General features: G+C 66.0%; 20 protein-coding genes. 12 read left to right on the top strand and 8 right to left on the bottom strand.

What is annotated here, in order from left to right; genetic code table 11:
- The first annotated feature begins 102 nt into the window (after window positions 1–102).
- The 5 genes from A5704_RS05690 (at window position 103) to A5704_RS05670 (ending at window position 4,596) form a co-directional block, all read left to right on the top strand.
- The gene (locus tag A5704_RS05690) at window positions 103–1,095 is read left to right on the top strand and encodes a Rieske 2Fe-2S domain-containing protein (protein ID WP_067760452.1); all 993 of its coding nucleotides are present in this window, start codon (window positions 103–105) and stop codon (window positions 1,093–1,095) included.
- Entirely contained in the window at window positions 1,092–1,712 is a 621-nt protein-coding gene (locus A5704_RS05685; RefSeq protein WP_067760450.1) for a cysteine hydrolase, read from the top strand. The genes A5704_RS05690 and A5704_RS05685 overlap by 4 nt, the downstream gene beginning before the upstream one ends.
- Complete coding sequence (locus A5704_RS05680; protein ID WP_067760586.1) at window positions 1,709–2,329, top strand: PaaI family thioesterase; 621 nt, start codon at window positions 1,709–1,711, stop codon at window positions 2,327–2,329. Before A5704_RS05685 ends, A5704_RS05680 begins: the two co-directional genes overlap by 4 nt.
- Before the next feature lie 8 nt (window positions 2,330–2,337).
- Window positions 2,338–3,990 carry an acyl-CoA synthetase gene (locus A5704_RS05675; RefSeq protein WP_067760448.1) on the top strand — a complete coding sequence of 551 codons (1,653 nt, stop codon included), beginning with the start codon at window positions 2,338–2,340 and terminating at the stop codon, window positions 3,988–3,990.
- 147 nt (window positions 3,991–4,137) lie between these two features.
- Complete coding sequence (locus A5704_RS05670) at window positions 4,138–4,596, top strand: cupin domain-containing protein (protein ID WP_067760446.1); 459 nt, start codon at window positions 4,138–4,140, stop codon at window positions 4,594–4,596.
- Window positions 4,597–4,626: 30 nt separating this feature from the next.
- On the opposite strand, the gene A5704_RS05665 is transcribed toward A5704_RS05670, so the two are convergent.
- Window positions 4,627–4,917: a putative quinol monooxygenase gene (locus A5704_RS05665; RefSeq protein WP_067760444.1), complete on the bottom strand. Its 291-nt coding sequence runs from the start codon at window positions 4,915–4,917 to the stop codon at window positions 4,627–4,629.
- Complete coding sequence (locus tag A5704_RS05660) at window positions 4,914–5,810, bottom strand: alpha/beta fold hydrolase (RefSeq protein WP_197508453.1); 897 nt, start codon at window positions 5,808–5,810, stop codon at window positions 4,914–4,916. The genes A5704_RS05665 and A5704_RS05660 overlap by 4 nt, the downstream gene beginning before the upstream one ends.
- A gap of 344 nt (window positions 5,811–6,154) precedes the next feature.
- Between A5704_RS05660 and A5704_RS05655 the strand changes: the two genes are divergently transcribed.
- The 7 genes from A5704_RS05655 to A5704_RS05625 all read left to right on the top strand — a co-directional run bounded on the left by A5704_RS05655 (window position 6,155) and on the right by A5704_RS05625 (window position 14,513).
- The gene (locus A5704_RS05655) at window positions 6,155–7,147 is read left to right on the top strand and encodes a helix-turn-helix domain-containing protein (RefSeq protein WP_082954784.1); all 993 of its coding nucleotides are present in this window, start codon (window positions 6,155–6,157) and stop codon (window positions 7,145–7,147) included.
- A gap of 709 nt (window positions 7,148–7,856) precedes the next feature.
- On the top strand, window positions 7,857–8,825 hold the full coding sequence (locus A5704_RS05650; protein WP_197498942.1) for a GlxA family transcriptional regulator: 969 nt from the start codon (window positions 7,857–7,859) through the stop codon (window positions 8,823–8,825).
- A gap of 242 nt (window positions 8,826–9,067) precedes the next feature.
- A complete protein-coding gene (locus tag A5704_RS05645; protein WP_197508452.1) occupies window positions 9,068–10,027 on the top strand; it encodes an alpha/beta hydrolase in 960 nt (319 codons plus the stop codon).
- A gap of 2 nt (window positions 10,028–10,029) precedes the next feature.
- The gene (locus A5704_RS05640; RefSeq protein WP_082950240.1) at window positions 10,030–10,989 is read left to right on the top strand and encodes an alpha/beta fold hydrolase; all 960 of its coding nucleotides are present in this window, start codon (window positions 10,030–10,032) and stop codon (window positions 10,987–10,989) included.
- Between the two features lie 51 nt (window positions 10,990–11,040).
- A complete protein-coding gene (locus tag A5704_RS05635) occupies window positions 11,041–11,934 on the top strand; it encodes a 2-hydroxy-3-oxopropionate reductase (RefSeq protein WP_067779857.1) in 894 nt (297 codons plus the stop codon).
- A 141-nt stretch (window positions 11,935–12,075) separates the two neighbouring features.
- Window positions 12,076–13,272 carry a cytochrome P450 gene (locus tag A5704_RS05630; protein WP_231968815.1) on the top strand — a complete coding sequence of 399 codons (1,197 nt, stop codon included), beginning with the start codon at window positions 12,076–12,078 and terminating at the stop codon, window positions 13,270–13,272.
- Window positions 13,273–13,295: 23 nt separating this feature from the next.
- Window positions 13,296–14,513, top strand: a complete 1,218-nt coding sequence (locus tag A5704_RS05625) for a CaiB/BaiF CoA-transferase family protein (RefSeq protein WP_067887774.1) — start codon at window positions 13,296–13,298, stop codon at window positions 14,511–14,513.
- Between the two features lie 105 nt (window positions 14,514–14,618).
- Here the strand turns inward: A5704_RS05625 and A5704_RS05620 are convergent, their stop codons facing one another.
- From A5704_RS05620 to A5704_RS05595, 6 genes are read right to left on the bottom strand one after another with little or no spacing between them, the layout of a single operon-like run.
- Entirely contained in the window at window positions 14,619–15,812 is a 1,194-nt protein-coding gene (locus tag A5704_RS05620; RefSeq protein WP_067779851.1) for an acyl-CoA dehydrogenase family protein, read from the bottom strand.
- Window positions 15,813–15,826: 14 nt separating this feature from the next.
- Window positions 15,827–16,885: an acyl-CoA dehydrogenase family protein gene (locus tag A5704_RS05615; RefSeq protein ID WP_067757751.1), complete on the bottom strand. Its 1,059-nt coding sequence runs from the start codon at window positions 16,883–16,885 to the stop codon at window positions 15,827–15,829.
- A 2-nt stretch (window positions 16,886–16,887) separates the two neighbouring features.
- Complete coding sequence (locus A5704_RS05610) at window positions 16,888–17,718, bottom strand: amidohydrolase family protein (RefSeq protein ID WP_067757754.1); 831 nt, start codon at window positions 17,716–17,718, stop codon at window positions 16,888–16,890.
- Complete coding sequence (locus A5704_RS05605) at window positions 17,699–19,366, bottom strand: acyl-CoA synthetase (protein WP_067757757.1); 1,668 nt, start codon at window positions 19,364–19,366, stop codon at window positions 17,699–17,701. The genes A5704_RS05610 and A5704_RS05605 overlap by 20 nt, the downstream gene beginning before the upstream one ends.
- 12 nt (window positions 19,367–19,378) lie before the next feature.
- A complete protein-coding gene (locus tag A5704_RS05600; RefSeq protein WP_067757869.1) occupies window positions 19,379–20,581 on the bottom strand; it encodes an amidohydrolase family protein in 1,203 nt (400 codons plus the stop codon).
- A gap of 30 nt (window positions 20,582–20,611) precedes the next feature.
- Entirely contained in the window at window positions 20,612–21,454 is an 843-nt protein-coding gene (locus A5704_RS05595) for an enoyl-CoA hydratase (RefSeq protein WP_067757760.1), read from the bottom strand.
- Window positions 21,455–21,536: the final 82 nt, after the last annotated feature.

The following is a 21,536-nucleotide window of genomic DNA, read 5'->3' as shown; positions in this document are numbered from 1 at the left end:
GATGTCAGCCGCTTCAGTCACTTCACTCCTTGCCGTGCACGGACCGGACTGCTGAAATCTATACTGTAACGGACTTAGTATCAGGCAATCGGAGGCTGCAGCGTGAAAGTCCCCTTCACCTGGAAGGTCACCGGGTGGTTCATGGTCGGGTGGTCCCCCGAGTTCCCCGTCGGCGAGGTGCGGCCGCTGAAGTACTTCGGTGAGGACCTGGTCGCCTACCGCGACGAATCCGGCGAGCTGCATGTCCTCGAAGGGCACTGCAAACACCTCGGCGCCCACATCGGCCACGGCGGCAAGGTGCTCGGCGACTGCGTCGAGTGTCCCTTCCACGGCTGGCGCTGGGGTCCGGACGGCACCAACCGGTACATCCCCTACCAACCGGACCGCCCAAACCGCGCCCTGCGGCTGCGGGTGTACCCGGTGTGCGAGCAACACGACTGCGTGTTCATCTGGCACCAGCCCGACGGCAAGGAGCCGCAGTGGGAGATGCCGGACATCTTCGGAAAATTTCCGCAGTTCGAGACCGACCCGGCGGCCTACTACCGCGCGTATCCGGAGTTCTCCCGGCGCACCGAGCGCGAACCGGTGCATCCGCAGATCGTCGCGGAGAACGCCCCCGACAGCGCCCATTTCGAATACGTGCACCACGCCACGGTGACCCCGAGGGTGCTGGACTGGAAGATCGTGGATCACGAGTGGCAGTTCGTGGCCGGGTGGCCCGACGCGCGCAGCGACGACCCCGACGACCTGGCGCTGCGGTTCCACAGCCACCTGTTCGGCCTGGGCGGGGCGATCAGCGTCTTCGAGGGGGCGCAGAACCATCGGCTGATCTTCACCTGCACGCCGGTCGACGACGAGTGTTCGGACCTGTTCTACTCGATCTGGTGGCCACGGGTCCCCGGCGACACCGCCGACGTACCGCAGGGCAAGCTGCGCGACATCATCAAAAAGCAGTTCCTGTCCACCGTGTTCGACGATCTGCAGATCTGGCGCTACCAGAAGTACGTGGAGAACCCGGCGTTGTCCAAGGCCGACGCGAAAGGGTATATGGCACTGCGGAAATGGGCCAGACAGTTCTACGAAGTGCCGGCATGACACCGAAACTCGCCGACATCGCGGCGCCCGCGCGCACCGCGATCGTCACGCAGGAGTGCCAGGGGGCGGTCATCGGCCCCGACGCCGGTTTGGCGATGCTGGCGCAGGAGGCACGCCGGGTCGCGCTGCCCAATATCGTCCGGCTGCTGCCGGCGGCCCGGGCGGCCGGGGTACGCGTCGTGCACTGCCTGGTGCAACGACGCCCCGACGGGCTGGGCTCCAACCACAACGCCAAGATTTTCGCCATGGGGCACGGCCAGGTCGACATCGCCCCGGGCACCCCGGGGGCGGCCGTGTTACCCGAATTAGGGCCGGAGCCAAGCGATCTGGTGCTCAGCCGCTGGCACGGCGTCGGGCCGATGGGCGGCACCGACCTGGACGCGATCCTGCGGAATCTCGGGGTGTCGACCATCGTCGTCGTCGGGGTGTCGCTGAACATCGCCATCCCCAACGTCGTGATGGACGCGGTCAATGCCGCCTATCGCGTCATCGTTCCCCGGGACGCCGTTGCCGGCATACCCACCGAATACGGAGAGGCCATCATCGCCAACACACTGTCGCTGCTCGCGACCATCACCACCACCGACGAGTTGCTCAGCGTGTGGACGCGGCGATGACCGACACCGCACCCGGGGTTCGCGGCGGATTCCCCGACATCAAGCCGGCCGAACACGCGCCCCCCGGGCTGGGCCGATTCGTCGCCGCGACGCGCCGCCTGCAGGATCTGACCCTCGCCAGCAACCCGGACGCCGCGGCATGGACCGCCGCGGCCCGGCTCGTCGAAGACGCCTGCGCCCTGCTGGACGGCCACCAGGTGCCCGAAGGCATGGCGCCGGCGGGCCGCGTCATCGAACTCCCCGGCCTCGGCCACCCGCTCTTGCCACCCTGGACGATCTCAGAATCCGGTCCGGATGGCGTCACGATGGCGGGCCACTTCACCCGCGCGCATGTCGGCGGAAACAACGCCGTGCACGGCGGCATGATCCCGCTGTTCTACGACTGGCTGTTCGGGATGGTGGTCTCCACCGCCGGCACTCCCCCCACCCGGACCGCGTACCTGCATGTCGACTACCGAAACATCACGCCGATCGACGAGCCGCTGAGCGCCCACGGCAGCATCACCGACATCGAGGGCAGGAAGATCTTCATCTCCGCTACGATGACGGCCGCTGATGGCACGCTGCTCACCGAGGCCAACGGCCTGATGGTCCGCCTCCTCCCCCACCAGCCATGAGAGGCCTGATGTCCGACACAGCAACACAATTCACCGTCCCCGCCGTCGCGGCGGCCGTTGCGGCCGCGATTCCCGACCGGGAGCTGCTGATTCAGGGTGAACGGCGGTACAGCTATTCACAGGTGATCGAGCGGTCCCACCGCCTCGCCGCTTACCTGCATTCCCGCGGGCTCGGGTGCCACACCGAACGCGCCGGCCTGCCGGGCCACGAGACCGGCCAGGACCTCCTCGGCATCTACGCCTACAACGGAAACGAATTCGTCGAGGCGTTGCTGGGCTCCTTCCAGGCCAGAGTCGCCCCGTTCAACGTCAACTTCCGATACGTCAAGAGCGAGCTGCAGTATCTGTTGGCGGATTCGGGGGCGACCGCGCTGATCTACCATGCCGCGTTCGCGCCACGGGTGGCCGAAATCCTGCCGGACCTCCCGCAGCTGCGGGTTCTGATTCAGATCGCCGACGACTCCGGCAACGACTTGATTTACGGCGCAGTGGATTACGAGAGCGCCCTCGCGTCCTGCGCACCCGAACCGCCACCGGTGCAGAATTCACCGGACGACCTCTACGTCCTGTACACCGGCGGGACGACGGGAATGCCCAAGGGCGTGCTGTGGCGCCAGCACGACATCTTCATGACCTCTTTCGGCGGCCGCAACCTGATGACCGGCGAGCCGTTCGGGTCCGTCGAGGAGATCGCGGCCGGCGTGCTGGCGGGCCCCGGCACCAAGTTGATGATCCTGCCCCCGCTGATGCACGGCGCGGCCCAGTGGAGCGTGATGACGGCCATCACCACCGGGCAGTCTGTCGTCTTCCCCTCGGTCGTCGATCGTCTCGACGCCGACGAGGTGGTCCGCACCATCGAGCGCGAGCGCGTGAGCGTGGTGACGGTGGTCGGTGACGCGATGGCCCGCCCGTTGGTCGCCGCCATCGAGAAGGGGATCGCCGACGTGTCGTCGCTGGCCGTGGTGGCCAATGGGGGCGCGTTGCTCACCCCGTTCGTCAAGCAACGGTTGATCGAAGTCCTGCCGAACGCCATCGTGGTCGACGGTGTCGGGTCCTCCGAAACCGGCGCGCAGATGCACCACATGTCCACTTCCGGGGCGGTGTCTACGGGCACTTTCAACGCCGGACCGGACACGTTCGTGGCGGCCGAGGATTTGGCCACCATCCTGGCGCCCGGCCACGACGGCATGGGCTGGCTGGCGCAACGCGGTTACGTCCCACTGGGCTACAAGGGCGATGCCGCCAAGACCGCCAAGACATTTCCGGTCATCGACGGAGTGCGATACGCGATTCCCGGCGACCGGGCCCGTCACCAAGCCGATGGCAAGATCGAGCTGCTGGGCCGCGATTCGGTGACGATCAACTCCGGCGGTGAGAAGATCTTCGTCGAGGAGGTCGAGACCGCGATCGCGTCGCACCCCGCGGTGGCCGACGTGGTCGTCGCCGGACGGCCCAGCGAGCGGTGGGGGCAGGAGGTCGTCGCCGTCGTCGCGCTGGCCGAGGGCGCTCATGCGGACGCCGAGGAGTTGGTCGCCCACGCCGGGCAATCGCTGGCCCGCTACAAGCTGCCCAAGGCGATCGTGTTCCGGGCGGCAATCGAGCGCAGCCCGTCGGGCAAGGCGGATTACCGGTGGGCGCGCGAGCAGGCGGTGAACGGCTGACAGCGAAGGTCGACCGCCGCTTGGCGCCGTCCGTCGCGGTCTCCACCGCAAATGCGTTGACAATGACCTGATTTGATCGCTGATTGTCTCGAATTCGTCCCGGGCGGAGCGATTGTTGAACCGCTCCGGAGGTCTACGCTCGACTGCATGACCGGCCCCGACGGTTTTCATCCCGACTTCACCCCCAATGCCCAGCAGCATGTACCGCGCAATCGCGTCCGCCACGTCAAGTCAACCGAACTTGATGGCACCACAGCGCAGACGGACGGCATGCAGCGCTTCGCCGCGTTGAGTGGATCCACGGTGGGTAGCGAGAAGCTGTGGATGGGAGAAACCTTGGCGTCGCCGGGCAGCGCCTCGGCCAACCACCACCACGGTGATTCCGAGACGATGATCTACGTCCGCAGCGGCCATCCGGAGTTTGTGTTCTTCGACGGGGAGCGCGAGGTTCGGGTCCGGACCGATCCCGGCGATTACGTCTTCGTACCCCCACATCTGCCCCACCGTGAGGAGAACCCCGATCCAAACACGCCGGCGGAGTTGGTCATTGCCCGCAGCAGCCAGGAGGCGATCGTCGTCAATCTGCCGGCGCTGTATGCGCTGTAGCGGTCTCCACCCGCGCTCGCGGCCCAGGGCTCAGCGCGGGATCTCGGTGTAGTGGTGTTCCTCGTAATCGGACTTCAAGTATCCGTTGACGGTGTCGTTGAAGTCGATCCAATGTGACGTCTTGCCATGGGCGTTAAGGCTCTCTTGCGAGGCCCAATGTTCGACGAGGACGTAGCTGTAAGGATCATGGGCGTTGCGCCACAGTTGATACAGGCTGCAGCCGTCTTCCTTGTTGGACTCGACCACCATGTGGTTCAACAGCTTCAGAAACTCGGCTTCGTGCGCTTGCGCCACGTCGAAGAAGACATTCAAGATGATCATGCCGCGCGTCCCTTCGTACCGCCGGTTGTCTCGATGAATTCGCGCAGGCACGACAGGAGCGTCTCGGGTTGTTCCTCGGCGATCCAGTGTCCCGAATCTTGGATTGGCCGGACCGTGACGTTGTCGGCGACCTCCGAGAGCATGGCCTCGGCGATCGGTACGAAGAAGCTCGCGGTCCCGCCGAGTCCGAGAACTGGCAGCGTGAGCTTGCCCTGCTCCGCCAGAATGCGTCGGTTGTCGGACGCGTCCTGCTCGAAGGCGCGGAACAGTTCAAGGCCCGCACGCATGGCTCCGGGGGCCGTGTAGTCAGCCACGTACCGCTGCGCGTCCGATATCGAGATCGCGTCGGGATTGGCGCTCAGGCGCTGGTAGAACGAACGTAGATAAGGGAATTCGCTGCCAGCGATCAGAGTCTCGGCGACGTTGTCGGCCGCGCCGTGTAGGTGAAAGTGCCAGAGTCTATTTGAGCTGTAGTTGGTGGTGGCCACGCTCTCATACGCATTGGTCCCCGGGATCGGCGCCTCCATGAGCACAAGACGTTCGACGCCGGTCGAGTACAGGCAGGCGTAGGCGTAGGCGACCATCAGCCCGAGGTCGTGGCCTACCAAGGTGATGGGCTGCTGCACACCGAGATGGTCGAGCAGGGCCTTGATGTCGCCTGCCATGGTTTGTTTGTCGTAACCGCCGGCGGGCTTGGATGACCCCCCGGCGCCTCGGTAGTCGGGAGCGACGACAAACCAGCCGTCCTCGTGCAAGGGCCCCATGACATGGCGCCATTCCCACCAGGTTTGGGGCCAGCCGTGCAGCAGCACCAAGGCCCGATCGTCGCCACCGTGACTCGGCGGGGTGCCCACGGTCACGTAATGGATCCGGACATCCGCGTGGTCGAACATGTTGTGGTTGAACGTGGGCATCGCTGTCCCCCTCCACGGTAGAAGGCTGCTACGGAGGCCTTCCGGACTCTTGAAGGCGATGGTAGAAGCGCTCGCGTTTGGTTAATCGCTCCTGGCTGGAATCGATCGGTGATTGACCAGTTCTCCTCGACGGCACGCCGAACACCATCGGGCCACGGGCTCCGAGGAGCGGCATTCCGTGTTAGCGGAATGCCGGGGACACCGCGGCGGGCGACGCGTGCGACGGCGCCTGGCCCGACGCTTGGCGGCCTCGCGGGTCCGGTTTTAGGATTGCGATCACGCAACGGGAGCGCTCACCTGCCAGGTGAAAGGAAGTCTTCCCCATGGCCATCGTCCTCGATACCGACGCCGTCGACCCGGTGGAACGCTCCGATTACATGCATTGGGCCATGGGCGCGGCCATGGTGTCCGTCGAGTGGCATTGGGTGGAAGACGGCCCGGGCGCGACCGCTCATGGGCTGGTCACTCCGCTCGGTGACCTGACCGTCTGTGTCGGAGAGACGACCGCCAACAGGGTGGTCCGGACACCAGCGCTGGCGCGCGATGGCGCCGAGCCCACGGTCTTCGTCAATCTGCAGCTCGCCGGTACCGCGATGGTGGTGCAGGAGGACAGGGAGGCGGTTCTGCACCCCGGTGCGATGGCGCTGTACGACTCCAGCGCCCCCTACACACTGCTCAACGCCGAGGGCATGGGCGGGGAGTTCTTCCAGATCCCCCACTCCGCGCTCGCTTTGCCGACTGAACTGATCCGCAAAGCGTGCGCCGTGCCGCTTATCCCTGAGCATCCGCTGGCCACGTTGACCTACGATCACCTCCGGCGTGTGGCCGCCGATCCGAGCCTGTTCACCGCGGTCAACGGCGATCTCGTCGCGCACCCGAGCATCGAACTGCTTCGCGCGGTGATCACGACCCAGTTGGGCTATGCAGAGCGCGCGGCCGAACCCCTCGCCAACACGCTGGTCGTCCGGATTCTGGACTACGTGTCTCGACATCTGCGTGATCCGGAGCTCAACGCCGAACGCATCGCCGCGGCACACTTCGTCTCGGTGCGGCATCTGTACAAAACGTGCGCCGACGCCAACATCAGCCTGGCCGAGTACATCCGTACCCGGCGGTTGGAAGCCGCGCGCCACGAGCTGGGCCGGAGCGACGCGACGGTGACCATCGCCAGTGTCGCGCGCCGGCACGGATTCTCCGACATGTCGAGTTTCAGCCGCGCCTTCCGCGCCGCATACGGACTGTCCCCGCGGGACTGGCGCGGTCACCGCCTGCGTGCCGGCGCTGAGACGGAGTTTTCTTCTGCCACACCGCAGTAAGGGTCCCGCGGGGCACAGCTGCACCACGCCAGCTGCGACGTCGGTCTGCGCGGCAACCGCCTCGCCCCTCCGGGCGGCGTGAGTTGGAGCGCTCTGCGCGGCGCACCACTGCTGCCCCGGGTTCGGCGCCATCACCCTTCGGCAAGGTCCGCCCCGGCCGTCTGCAGCGGAGGCACAACGTCGTGCAGCCCCGGCACACACTGAGACGGTTTCGCGCGCAAACATAAGCCATCAGAGCCTCCGCGTTGCAGGGCCGCGACGACGTGACCGGGTGGGCGGGGAGCGCGATCGGTGAAGGTACGAGGGACACAGCTGGGCCTGGGGAGGAACCACGGGGACCACGGTGAGACGCAACTCGAACGCGGGATACATCACCACCCACGACTTGCCGGCGAGACCAACAAACCGGCCGCACTCAAACACGTTGCAGCGCAACCAAAGTGACCGGACACATGCTATGGAATTCACTCTAGACCGAATCGAGCGGAGTTCCCCGCCCACCGCCCCGCCGCGGCCGGGCAATCGCAGTCGACATCCGGCTGCGCTGACCTCCGCGCATCCGACGTCACGGCCACTATTCACCACACCGGTAACGCATCAACTCCCGACGCGGCGTGAGGACAGCGTTGGGATCGCGCGCGATGCGGGCGGCATTAATTCGACCGGTGCTCGCCGCGTGGGCGGAGGCCGAAGCCTGCGCACCATCGCCGTGCTGATGTTCAACGGGGCGTCGATGTTCGAGACATCGGTGCCGATGAGCGTGTTCGGCATGAATCCTGCCGGGGCTCCCGCATTCACCGTGCTACCGGTTGCCGGCGAAACCGGTCGGATGCGCACCAGCGACGGTGTTGGATTCGATCCACCGCATGGGCTAGAGGCCCTGGACCGCGCCGGGATTGTGGTCTTACCCGGCTGGCGCAGTCCTCATGACGCCCCACCCCCAGGGTCACTGGAAGCAGTCCGCACAGCACACGCCGACGGCGCCTTGATCGTGAGCCTGTGTATGGGCGCGTTCGTCCTCGCAGCCACCGGTCTGCTCGACGGCCGGCGGGCCGCCGCACACTGGTTCCATGCACCCACGCTGGCAGCGCGGTATCCATCGGTGCGCGTTGACCCCTCGGTCCTCTTCATCGACGACGGCGACATTGTCACCAGCGCCGGGACGGCAGCTGGTCTGGATGCCTGCCTTCATGTCGTGCGACGCCACTGGGGCGCCGCCGCGGCCACGGCGATAGCCCGTCATCTCGTCCTGTCGCCCGCACGATGCGGCAGCCAAGCACAGTTTGTCGATCGCCCGGTCCCCCTCCGGTCCGAAGACGTCGAATTGGGAAGGGTGATGGAATACGCCATCGCTCATCTGCAGCATGTGGACATTGACGCGCTCGCCGCACGAGCCGGCCTGAGTCGGCGGACCTTCGATCGCCGCTTCCGGGTCCAAACAGGGGTCTCGCCGCTGCAATGGCTACTGCACCAACGGATCCTGCGCGCCCAGAATCTTTTGGAGCGCACCGAGCTGACCGTCGACGCCATTGCGCGACAGGTAGGTCTGGCCACCGCGGTGTCGCTCCGTCCCGCATTCCGGCGCATCGTCGGCGTCAGCCCCCAGGCGTACCGGCAAGCTTTCCGGACCGTCGACACACATGCCGGTACTGACCGACAATGCGGGCTGACCAACTAGGTGGCGTCTCGCTGCGACTGCGAGCAGGCACCGCGGACCGCGTCCCTTCCGGCGGCTGACGAGCGTCCCGGCGGGCAAAATGAGTCAGAAGGCGATCGATTCCAGCCAGCTGGCGATCTGACCTCGGGCCAGCTTTTACGATCACTACGGAGAGCCCCGAACCGGCTCCGGGTAAACCCTTTTCGGAGCAGCACCGTCGCGGATCGCGAGGCGCTGGTGCGCCGACAGGAAGGATTGGTTCCGTGCCCTACTCGAGCGAACACGACGGTTTCAAGCTCTACTACGAGCGCTCCGGGCAAGGTGTCCCGGTCGTCCTGATTCACGGCAACCCCGGCGACCACCGGGAGTACTCCAGGGTCATGCCGCAACTGGTGGAGCACGCCGATGTCACCGTGATCGACTTGCGCGGTTACGGCAAGTCGGACAAACACCTGAGCGATCCAACGGCCTACGCACTCAGTCGCCAGGTGGGCAGCGTCATTGCCCTGCTCGAAGAATTGGGTATCAGCAATGCCGTGCTGGGCGGATACGACATCGGCAGCTTCACCGCCCAGACGGTCGCATCGACCCGGCCCGATCTGGTGCGATCGCTGGTAGTCGCACCGCCCACCCTGGGCGTCGGGCGGCGGATTCTCGAAGAGGACGCGGTGAACGCGTTCGTGCACGCCATCTTCTACAAGTCGGAACTCGTCGAAGAAATCATCGACGGCAAGCCCGGCGCCGTCCGCGCTGCACTCAAGGAAAACCTGGTGAACTGGTCGGCGCCCGGATCGACCGTTGTCGACGACCTCCTTGACCACCTAACCGAGAACCACTGCGCACCAGGGGCATTCCTGGCCGGCGTCCTGTGGTTCCGCAACCCTGAGGGCAATCCGATCACCTTCTACGCAAACGAGACGACGCCGGCACGGGAAGACAGGTTCGCCAAGCCCATCACCATCTTGTGGCCGGACCAGGACCCCTGTTCCCACAGGCATGGAGCGACACCCTGGATGACTTCTACGAAGACTTCACCCTCGAGTACCTTGACAACTGCGGCCATTTCAGCCCACTGGAGTCACCTGACATGTGGTCCAAGCACCTCCTGGAACACATCAGCCGGTGACCATCGGCCACACCGGAGTTCCGGTTTCGCACCTCGCATCACTCACGAAAGGGCCATTGTCATGAGATCGTCGGGTGCACCCGCCGAGCCGCACTGAACATGATCGACAACGCCCAACCCGGCGACCGCCCAAACCCAAAACAGACTGTCGCACAAGCGGACTCGCGCTGGTTCCCCGGATTCGACGCCGGTACCTTCGATATCGACGGAACGGCTATCTACGCCCGGTGGGGCGGCAACCCTGGCGGACCCGCACTACTGCTCGTGCACGGCTACCCCGAGACCCACTTGATGTGGCGCCACATCGCCGGCCGGCTGCGGGACCGCTACTTCCTGGTCATACCCGACCTCCGCGGCTACGGGGCCTCCGCCAAACCGGTCGGGTTACCCGATCACAGCAATTACAGCAAGCGGACCATGGCCAACGACCTCGTCGCGGTCGTGGATCAGCTCGGACGAGACTCGTTCTACCTCTGTGGGCACGACCGCGGGGCGCGCGTTGCGGCCCGCCTGGCGCTGGATCACCCACACCGAGTCAGGAAGCTGTCTCTGATCGACATAGCCCCCACCCTCGACATGTACAGGGCCACCAACCAAGAGTTCGCGACCGCCTACTTTCACTGGTTCCTGCTCATTCAGGCCGCCCCACTGCCCGAACTTCTCATCGGAGGCAACCCGGCCGCTTACCTGGCCATCGTGCTACGACAACTATCAGGCGGGAACGACGACTACCTTGAACGCGAGGTGATTGCCGAGTACGAACGCGCTTTCTGCACTCCCGAGACGCTGCACAGCACCGCCGAGGACTACCGGGCCAGCGCCGGCATCGACCTCGAACACGATCAACACAGTCGCGATCGCGGACATCGGATCGCCTGCGACACACAGGTTCTGACCGCCGAGAACGGAGCAGTGCATCGCCTGTTCGACGCTCACGCCCTCTGGCAAGCCCAATGTGCTGCAACTGTCACCGCGACGACGCTGCCATCGGGGCACTTCATCCCCGAAACGCTGCCCGACGAGACCGCCGCCGCGCTATCGAGCTTCTTTCCCACCTGACGCGGTTCTGCCGCTCCGAATCGGTTGAATCAAAGAAAAGCGAGGGTCGTAGTGAGTGCGGTCGCCTTCATCGGTCTCGGAATCATGGGCAGTCCCATGGCGGTCAACCTCGTCCGCGCGGGTCATCAGGTGACCGGATACAACCGATCGCGTCACCGAGTTTCCGACCTCGTCGCCGCCGGCGGTGTTGCCGCCGACTCCATCGCCGACGCGGTCCAGCACGCCGACATCGTCGCCCTCATGCTGCCCGACTCCCCCGACGTCGAAGCCGTGCTAACCGCCGACGGTGGAGTTTTCGAGACGGCCCAACCGGGTGCGCTGATCATCGACTTCTCCAGCATCCGGCCCGAGGTCACACGCACGCTGTCCAGCCGGGCGCGCCAGCGCGGTCTCCGGATGATCGACGCCCCCGTTTCGGGCGGCCAGGTTGGCGCCATCAACGCCGAACTCTCGGTCATGGTGGGCGGCAGCCCTGAGGACTTCGCGGCGGCGCAACCAGTGCTGCAAGCGGTCAGCGCCCACGCCGCACTCGTCGGACCCTGCGGCTCAGGGCAGACGTTGAAGGCCGCCAACCAGCTCATCGTCGCGGGCAACATACAACTCCTTGCCGAGGCGCTCGTCTTCCTCGAAGCGCATGGTGTGGACACTCACGCGGCGATCAGTGTCCTCAGCGCGGGCCTCGCCGGATCAGCGGTACTTGATCAGAAAGCCCACAACATGCTGAGCAGGTCTTTCACGCCCGGCTTCCGCATCGACCTGCACCACAAAGACCTCGGCATCTTCGCCGAAGCAGCCCGCAAGGTCGGCGCCATCAGCCCTGTCGGTTCCCTCGTCGCGCAACTCATGGCCGCCGCCCGGGCCAACGGCGACGGAAGCCTCGACCACTCCGCACTCCTGCGGGGAGTTGAACGGCTCTGCGGTCGCGAAGTAAGGGATAGCGCCTGAGTTCGCAATCCACGGGCATCTCGGCAGTCGCCGCTGACTCGCCCGACCCGGGCAGCCCCGCCCATATTGTCTACTGTAAGAATTACAGTACGATCTTACGCGAGGCCTGCCCCGTTTCTGCTGGAGATGCTGGAGTGCTACGTGACGACCGACGTTCGCAGCAGTGACGAGACCGTCAGCCTGCGCGATCCCTACCCGTTCTTCGCCCGCAAGCGTCTCGAGTCCGGGGTGTTCCGCGGGACGGTGATGGACTATTCCAAGACGCCCGAGTCGCTGATGCCCAAGCGGGAGTACTCCGCGGTGTCCTTCGATGCGGTGAACACGGTGTTCCGCGACGGCCGGACTTTCAGCTCCGCGCCATACGACAAGACGATCGGGCTCTTCATGGGGCCGACCATCCTGGCGATGGAAGGCAAGAAGCATCGCGACCATCGCAACCTCGTCTCCGCCGCTTTCAAATCCAAGGCGCTGGCCCGCTGGGAGAACACCATCGTCCGGCCCATCTGCAACGCGCTGATCGACGAGTTCATCCACACCGGCGAAGCCGACTTGGTCCGGAACTTCACCTTCGAATTTCCCACTCGCGTCATCGCCCGATTGCTCGGGTTGCCCGCCGACGATCTGCCGACCTTCCGCAAGCGCGCCGTGCAATTGATCAGCTACCACGTCGACTACGAACGCGCCTTCGAGGCGTCGGCGGCGCTCAAGGACTACTTCGTCGAGCAGATCGAACGGCGCAAGTCCGAACCCACCGAGGACATCATCGGCGACCTGGTGACGGCGGAGATCGACGGCGAAAGGCTAAGCGACGAAAGCATTTACTCCTTCCTGCGGCTGCTGTTGCCGGCCGGGTTGGAGACCACGTACCGCTCGTCGGGCAACCTGCTCTACCTGCTGCTCACCCATCCGGACCAGTTCGCCGAGGTGCGGGACCACCCCGGGCTGCTGCCGCAGGCGATCGAGGAGGGGTTGCGTTACGAGACACCGCTTACCACCGTGCAGCGCTTCACCACCGAAGACACCGAGCTGGAGGGGGTCGAGATCCCGGCGCGGTCTGTGATCGGCGTGTGCATCGGGTCCGCGAACCGCGACGAGCGGCGCTGGGAGCGTGCGGAGGAATTCGACATCTTCCGCAAGCACGTGCCGCACATCTCGTTCGCCGCAGGTGAGCACACCTGTCTGGGCCTGCACCTCGCGCGGTTGGAAACCCGCGTCGCGATCGAGTGCCTGCTGGATCGAGTGACCAACGTCAGCCTGCTGACCGAGGACGACCCCCACATCCACGGCCAGCCGTTCCGTTCGCCGACTTCGCTTCCCGTGACATTCGACGCAAAGTAGGGTCTGAGAAAATGGTCAAAGTTATGTCGGGCTTCCGGGTCCTGGAACTCGCGCAATTCACGTTCGTGCCGGCGGCGGGGGCGATCCTCGCGGACTGGGGCGCGGACGTCATCAAGGTCGAACACCCGCTGCGCGGCGACACCCAACGCGGCTTCATCAACATGGGCGGCATCCAACTCGATCCGGAGCGGCATCCGCTGATGGAACACCCCAACCGGGGCAAGCGCAGCGTCGGGATCGACGTCTCGACGCCGGGCGGCCAGGAGGTGATCTACGAGCTGGCCAAGACCGCTGACGTGTTCCTCACCAACTACATGCCGGCGCAGCGGCAGAAGCACAAGTTCGACGTGGAGCACATTCGCGCGGTGAACCCGAACATCATATACGCGCGAGGTTCGGCGTACGGCGACAAGGGCGCCGAGCGTGACGTGGGTGGCTACGACGGGACGGCGTTCTGGACGCGCAGCGGCATCGGGTACGCGCTGACCCCCGAGGAGCTGGGCGGCGCACTGGGGCAGGGTATTCCAGCGTTCGGTGACTCCATCGGCGGCATGTTCATCGCCGGTGGCATCTCCGCGGCGCTGCTGCATCGCGAGCGCACCGGCGAAGCCGTCGAGCTCGACGTGTCATTGCTGAGCACCGCCTGGTGGGCGGCGGGAGCGAGCGTGACGCAGGGCATGGAGACCGGACAGGTGATGCGCACCCCGATGCCGGGCGCCGCGGGCGCGATGTCGGTGAACCCCTTCATGGGCAACTACGCAACCTCCGACGGCGGCACTATCAACCTGTGCATCATCAGCCCGACCGGCTTGATCCGCGACACGTTCGAGCATCTCGGCATCCCCGAGGCGGCCGACGACCCCCGCTTCTCCGACGTGCTGCCCCTGATCCAGAACGCCAGCGCGGCCGCCGAGCTGATCGCAAAGGCCTTCGCCGGCAAGCCCTTCGACTATTGGCGGCAACACCTGAAGACGATGAAGGGCCAGTGGGCGCCGTTCCAGAGCCTGCTCGACCTGGTCGAAGACGAGCAGGCCCTGGCCAACGACATGGTCAGCGAGGTCGAGCTCGCCAGCGGCGGAAAGCCTTTCCGCGTCGTGCGCGGTCCGGTGCAGTTCAACCACGAGCCGCTGGTGACCACGCGCGCGCCACAGGCGTCCGAGCACACCGAGCTGGTGTTGATGGAGCTCGGCATGGATTGGGACCGCATCGAGGAACTGAAGGACTCGGGTGCTATCGCATGAAGAACGCCGGCGACGGCCGCGGTGACGACCTGAAACTTCGCCGAACGTGCACTCAGGGCGAAGAATTGGCCGATTTCTCGCCCTGAGTGCACGTTCGGCGCGCTATCAACCGACCTTCTTGGCCGGCGGCCCGTACGCCGGCTTACCCAGACCCAACATGTACTGCGCGATCATGTTGCGGAACACCTCCAGCGTGCCGCCGTAGATGCCGACCAGCGGGGCGAATCGGTAGGCGTATTCGGCGCTGCCGTCGTCGGCGGCCCCTTCCGTCCCGAAGGGCAGCGCCGAGGACGCGCCGAGGAGGTCCATGAGTTCCGGGGAGATGTCGCGCATGGTTTGCGCGATGGCGACCCGGCCGAAGATGCTCGGGGTGGCCAGCGCCGTCTCCAGTCGGGCGACGCACCGGCCCAGGCGGTACGCGACCGACTTGTCGTCGACGAGCCGGCGCCCGTCGTCGTCGGGCCGCGTGACGCTCGCCGCCGCCTTGTCCACCGCCTGAGACAGAAATCCGGCCTGGTGCATCATGATTGACGTGTCCTGCAGCCCGTCGGGGGCGGCGGCGACTGCGCCGTGCTCGACGTTGAGCGGTTCTCGCAGCACCGTCCAGCCGCCGTTCACCTCACCCAGCCGGTACTTGTCGTCCACGCGGACATCGCTGTAGTAAACGATGTTGGTCCGGTCGCCGTCCACGGTGCGGATGCCCTGGATGTCGATGCCCGGCGATTCCAGCGGCACCAGGAACATGGTCAGGCTCTTGTGCTTCGGCGCCTCCGGGGCGGTGTTGGTGATCAGGAAGACGTACTGGCAGTTATGGGCCCCGGTCGTGAACATCTTGGAGCCGTTGATGATCCACCCGTCGCCGTCGCGGACCGCGCGGGTCTTGCAGGTCGCGATGTCGGAGCCGCCCTCGGGCTCGGTGTAGCCGAGGCACAGCCTCACCTCGCCGCTGAAGACCTTCGGTAACACCTCGTCGCGCAGCTGCGCCGACCCGAACTTGTCCACCGAACGAGCCACCATCGCGGTGGTCCCCCAGGTCACCCAGGGAACGTGTGCGCGCCGCTTCTCCAACTCCCAGATACGGCGCCGCACCCGGCTGAAACCGCCGTCGGATTCCGGTTTCCACTCCGCCGCCAAATAGCCTGCGGCGCCGAACTTCAGGTGCAGGCCCTCGTCGAAATTGTCGCCCGTTTCCCGGTCCCGGCGCCTGATCTCTTCGGTCATGTGCGTGGCCAGAAAGTTCCGCGCTTCGTCGCGGAACGCCTCGTCCTCGTCGGACAGTTCGACGCGCGAGAAATCCACAGTGTCGCTCCTTCCTATGCCGGCTGCGCCGCGCCCTCGCGGGCGGCCACGATCTGCGCCACCCGTTGTGCCGTCGCGCCCGGATCGCCGCCGGCCAGCGGCCAGCCCCGGGCCCGCACCAGATACGCCGTCGCCGCGGCTTCGGCGGAAACGCCCAGCCCGCCTTGAATGTGGACCGCCATCGTCGCCGCCCTGGCGGCCTCCTCTGCCATGAATACGAATGCGGAAGGCGCCAATTCGGGCCGTTCGTCGGGTTCGTTGTCCAGGAACCAGGCGGCGCGTCGGGCCAGATTCCGGCCGCCCTGCACGGTGATGGCCATGTTCGCGAGCGGGTGCGAAATCCCCTGCAGCGTGGAGATGGGCACCCCCAACGTGTACCGGGTCTTGGCGAATTCGGCCGCGATGGTCATGGTCTCCTCCACCAGCCCGACGAGCGCCGCCGCGGTCAGCAGCCGCCACTCGTCCAGGGCCAGCCGGTAAGCGGCTAGTGCCTCGGGCCCCTCGGCGACGACCTCACGGGCGTCCGCCGCAGCTGGGTCCACCCAGGCCATCGGCAGCCGGCCGATGTTGTCTACCTTCGCCGGACGGGTGCCAAAGGTCAGGCGCACGACTTGGTCGCCGTCGCGGACGACGATGTGATCGGCGATCGACCCCGAGGGGATCAACCGCGGACCGCGCCCATCGTCGATCCGCGGGTCCAGGGCGGCCAGCTGTTCGCCCTCGGCTATCCCGGCGGCGCCCTCCCCCAGCGCGCCGAGGCGCCCCAGCAGCCGCGCGGTGCAGACGTGGTCGATCCACGGAACCGGCGCGAGGGACCGGCCGATCTCCTCGGCCACCAGGGTGAGATCGACCAGGGTGGCGCCGTCACCGCCACACGACTCCGACAGCGCCATCGTGGTGGCGCCCATCCCGCACAACCTCTCCCAGAGACTCTTGTCGAAACCGGATTGCTCTGCGGCACGCACCGTTTCGATCGGACAGTGGGTCTTGAAGAACTGCTTGTAGGCCGCCTGCAGGGCGACGTGATCGTCGGACAAGCTGTAATCCAGCCTGCGTAGTTCGAAGCGGTCCATCGTTACTCGTCCTTCCCGAAGAAGAAGTCTCGCGCGTTGTTGTAAAGGTAGTTGTCCAGTACCTCGGCGGGAAGATCCAGCGCGCGGGCTTCGGGGATAACCCGGCGCATGGGCAACACCGGCCAGTCGGACGCGTAGATCACCTTGTTGGGGCCACGAGTGCGCATGTAGTGCAGCAGGCTCTCCGGCAGCCGTTTGGGCGACCACGCCGACGTCATCAGGCGCAGGTTGGCGTACTTGAGCAGCAATCGGATGGCGACGTCCCACCACGGGTCGGCACCGTGAATCATGCACAGCCGCAGCTCGGGAAAGCGCACGCACACCCGGTCCAGGTGCATCGGGTGCTGGACCTCGCCGGGTATGGGCGGTCCCGGAATTCCGGTGTTCACACACAGCGGAAGGTCCAGTTCCGCGCACTTTGCGTAGAGCGGGTAGTACACGGCGTCGCTGGGCGGGTACTGGCCGTCACCCCAAAAGCTTGGCCCCACTACGGCATACGCGACGGGGAGGTCCGCCGCGACCGCGGTCAGCTCGCGCAGCGACCGCACGGGGCGCAGCAGGTTGACACCGCCCATGGCCAGCGCGAAGCGCTCGGGCCTGGCCTCGACGAACTTGCGCGCGGTCGTGGACGGGTTGGCGAGCGAGTCCATCAGGATCGCCTGCTGTACGCCCTGTTCGTCCATCTCGGCGAGCAGCTCGGAGAGGTCGACCGGGGCGAACATCGACTCGGGACCCTTGAAGTAGTCGTCCCTGACCTTGAGCATCCAAGTCGGCTGAGATTCGGCTTCCCCGAAGTGGACGTTCACCAGGCAATCAATCGCTTTGGTGTTCATGACTTCCTTCGGGATCGGATGGGACGAGCGCGATCACCGGATCTCGTTGACTGGCTCGCTCTTTGGCCCATCGATAGTTGGGCTTGCCGTTGCCGAGGCGTTCGATCCGTTCGACGAAGATGAAGGCCTTGGGCGCCTTGAAGTGCGCCAGCTGCGTCGTGCACGCGCCGTGCAGGGCGTCCCGGCTCAGGTGGGCATCGGGGTGGGTCGCGACGAGCGCGACGACCTCCTCCCCCCACCGCTCGCTTGGCCGGCCCACCACCAGGGCGTCGAGGATGCCGGGAAGCGCGCGCAGCACCTCCTCGACCTCTTCGACGAAAACCTTTTCACCCCCGGTGTTCACGACCAGCGAATCGCGACCGAACAGGCGGATGGTGCCGTCGGCTTCCAAAGATGCGCGGTCGCCCGGTACCACCACCCGCCGGCCATCGATCTCCGGGAAGGTCCGCTGCGTGGCTTCGGGGTCGCCGAAGTAACCGAGCGGGATGCGGCCGGTCCTGGCGGCCCAGCCGACCTCCTGCTCACCCGGCCGCAGGAACCGGCTGCGGTCGGCCGACACGACGGTAGCGCCCTCCCTGGGCTGGAACGTCTCGCTGGCGTTCCCTTCGCGGCTGTGACCGAACGCCATGTTCCCGCTCTCCGAAGACCCGTAGCCCTCGATGATCGTGATGTGTGGCAGGCATTCCATCAGCGCGCGTTTGTGTTTCGCGTTGGTGGCGGCCCCTCCGGTGCCGATCGCCTGCAACGAGGACAGGTCGTAGGCACGCGTGCGCAGCTCCTCGATCAGCGGCCCGGCGTACGCATCGCCCACCATGGTCATCATGCCCACCTTCTCCCGCTCGGCGGTTTCCCACACCGACCGCACGTCGAGCTTGTTGCGGTCGTCGTAGAGCACCACCGGCAAGCCCGCACAGAGCGCGGCGAAGGCGGTCCACATGCCGGCCGCGTGCATCAGCGGAGAAACGGCGAACCACGGCTGCCCGCCCCCGGCGACCTTGTCGTAAATCTCGGTGACGCTGGCATGGTCGGCGCCCACCATCGACGACACGTACATGTCGCTCTGGCGCCACAGCACACCCTTCGGGCGTCCGGTCGTTCCGCCGGTGCACATCATGATGAGGTCATCCGGGGATCCCGCATCTTCGCGGTCGGGACTGGCGGCGGCCAGGACGTCGTCGAGTGAGATCGCCTTCGGCAGTTGGGGAACGGCGCTGCCATCGTCGATGGATATCAGCAACTCCGTGCCGATCGGGGGCAGCACGTCGGCGAACCGCGCGCCGAGCGAGCGATGGTAGATGATGCCCCGTGGGCGCACGTAGTCGAGCAGCTCGCGAATCTCCCGGGGCGAGTAGTGGTGATTCACGTTGACCGGGACGGTGCGCGCCTTGAGGCATCCGATCACCATGTCGGGGTAAAGGTCGTTGTACATGATGAGCGCGATCCGGTCCTGACCGCATTCCCAGCGCTGCAGCTCATCACGCGGGGCGTATACACCGAACCCTTTGTCCTCGAGGTAGTTCGCCAATCGATTGGTGCGGCGCGCCGATTCGGCGAACGTGCTCTTGCGTTCTCCGCATACGGTCATCAGGCGGTCGGGCACGACGTCGGCGATGGCGTCCAGAACGGCGCCCACGGTCCATTCGCTCATAGCGGGAAGCGGCTAGACGGCCGAGGCGACCGGGACGCCGAGCAGGTCAAGGGCGTTGTCGCGCATCACTTTACGGATTTCGGCAGGGCTGAAGTCGGTGAGCTCCTCGGTGAACGAAACCGGCGTCTCGAGGCCCTCGCCGTGCGGCCAGTCGGAACCGAACAAGATCTTGTCGATGCCGATCACCTTGGCCAGTTCGCGCAGGTCGTCCTCGTAGTAGGGGGCGATCCATACGTTGTTGCGCAACTGCTCGACCGGGTCCTCGGGAAAGTCACGGGGCTGAGTGTTGGCCGCCTTCTTCAACCGCTTGATCAGCCGGTGGACGAAGTAGGATCCGTTCTCGATGCTGACCGCCTTGAGTTTCGGATGGCGGGTGAACACGCCGTGCACGATCATCGAGGCCATCGTGTCGTGGATGGCGCGGTCGTCGAGGAGCACGTTGTCCAGTGGATCCTTCGCGCCGAAACCCTCGAACGTCGCTTTGCCGCCCCACGCCGCCGCGATGTGCAGATAGCCGCTGTCGCTGAGATGGAATCCGACCGGGACTCCCGCCTCGGCCAGCCGGGCCCACACCGGGTCATGGCTGGGATGCCCCAACGACCGCGGCTTGACCAAGCCGGGCACCGGCGCCGGCCGCACCAGCACCAGCTTGGCGCCGCGCCCCAACACGAATTCCACCTCTTCCAGCGCCTTCGCCGGATCGGCCAGCGAGATGATCGGCGCGGCGATGATGCGATGATCGGGTCGGTCGAAGCCCCAGTCCTCGTCGAGCCACAGGTTGAACGCGTGCACCGACGCCATCGTCGCCTCGATGTCGCCCTTGAGCGCCTCCTCGACCCCGCACGCGAAAGTCGGCAGCATGAACACGGTTTCGATGTCCTGAGTGTCCATCACCGCGACCCGGGCGTCACGATTCTGGTACTCCGGGTGGTCGGCGAGCCGCTCGACCTTCATCAGGGATGCCGGGTCCACGCCTTCGGGAATCTCCCCGCGGAACAACAGATCCAGACAACCCGGCACGATGATCGGGTCGAACGTGGGGTTCGGCACGAAGTGGTTGACTCGACCGCCGATAACGGCCAGAGTGCGCTTGCCCTGAGTGACCATCTGGACGCCGCGGCTCTTGAACGCCCTGTCGAGGTGGCGGGTGAAAGCGTCCAGAGGCTCGTAGTAGTGGTTGTCGACGTCGATCGCCTGGTAACCCAAACTGGCCATGATCTTCCTTTCCGGCATCCCCGGCGAACGCTAGGCGTCGGTCGAGTTGAGCGAGGGAAACTGCGGGGGCCGCTTCTCGAGGAAGCTGGTGATGCCTTCGATGACGTCCGGCCGCGGCATCGCCTCGTGCAGCAACACCTCGGCGCGCGAGGTGGCATCGACCACGTCGCGAGTGGCGTCGCCGTACACCTGTCGCTTGATCACTTCCATGGAAGCGGGCGAGCAGTTGCGGGCGATGTCCTCCGCATAGTCCAGCGCACGCTTCATCAGATCTTCGGGCGCGACGACTTCCTTGACCAGGCCGAGCTCGGCCGCCTCTTCGGCGAGGAAGGTGCGGCCACTCAGCAGCAGATCCAGCGCGGCGCCCCACGTGGTGAGACGCGGGAGGATCCAGGAAATGCCGAACTCGGCGATCAGTCCGCGGCGGGCGAAGACCGCGGCGAACTTGGCGCCGGCGGATGCGAACCGGACGTCGCACATGAGCGCCTGGGTCAGGCCGATGCCGACGCAGGCGCCGTTGATGGCCGCGATCACGGGCTTGCGCAGCGTGGTCACAAAATGCGGTGGCCGTTCGCCCACGAGGTCGGCGAGGTTGGTCTGGCTCGCCTTCTCCATCGTGTCGCCGTAGCTCGGTGCGGAACTCGGCGTGCCCAGATATGCGCCGGCGCAGAAACCCTTGCCCCGCCCGGTCAGCACGATCACCCGGACGGCCGGGTCCTGTTCGGCCCGGTCGATCGCGGCGTAGAACCCAGCGGCGATGTCCGGGCCCCATGCGTTGAGGCGGTCCGGGCGGTTGAACGTCAAAATCGCGACGCCGCTTGCGGTCGCCTCGTAGAGCACCGCGTCCTCGGAAGCGTCGTCGCTGCCGGACATCTACCCCCGTACCTCCTCACGGTCGCCCACGAATTCCGCGGCATTTGTACGCATACTGTATACCTATCGGTACTGTTTTCCA

It is taken from the genome of Mycobacterium sp. E735, assembly GCF_001666955.1.
In the GTDB taxonomy this organism is placed as follows: Bacteria; Actinomycetota; Actinomycetes; order Mycobacteriales; family Mycobacteriaceae; genus Mycobacterium.
The sequence above is the reverse complement of the archived record's forward strand: the minus strand, read 5'-3'. Positions and strand labels throughout refer to the sequence as shown.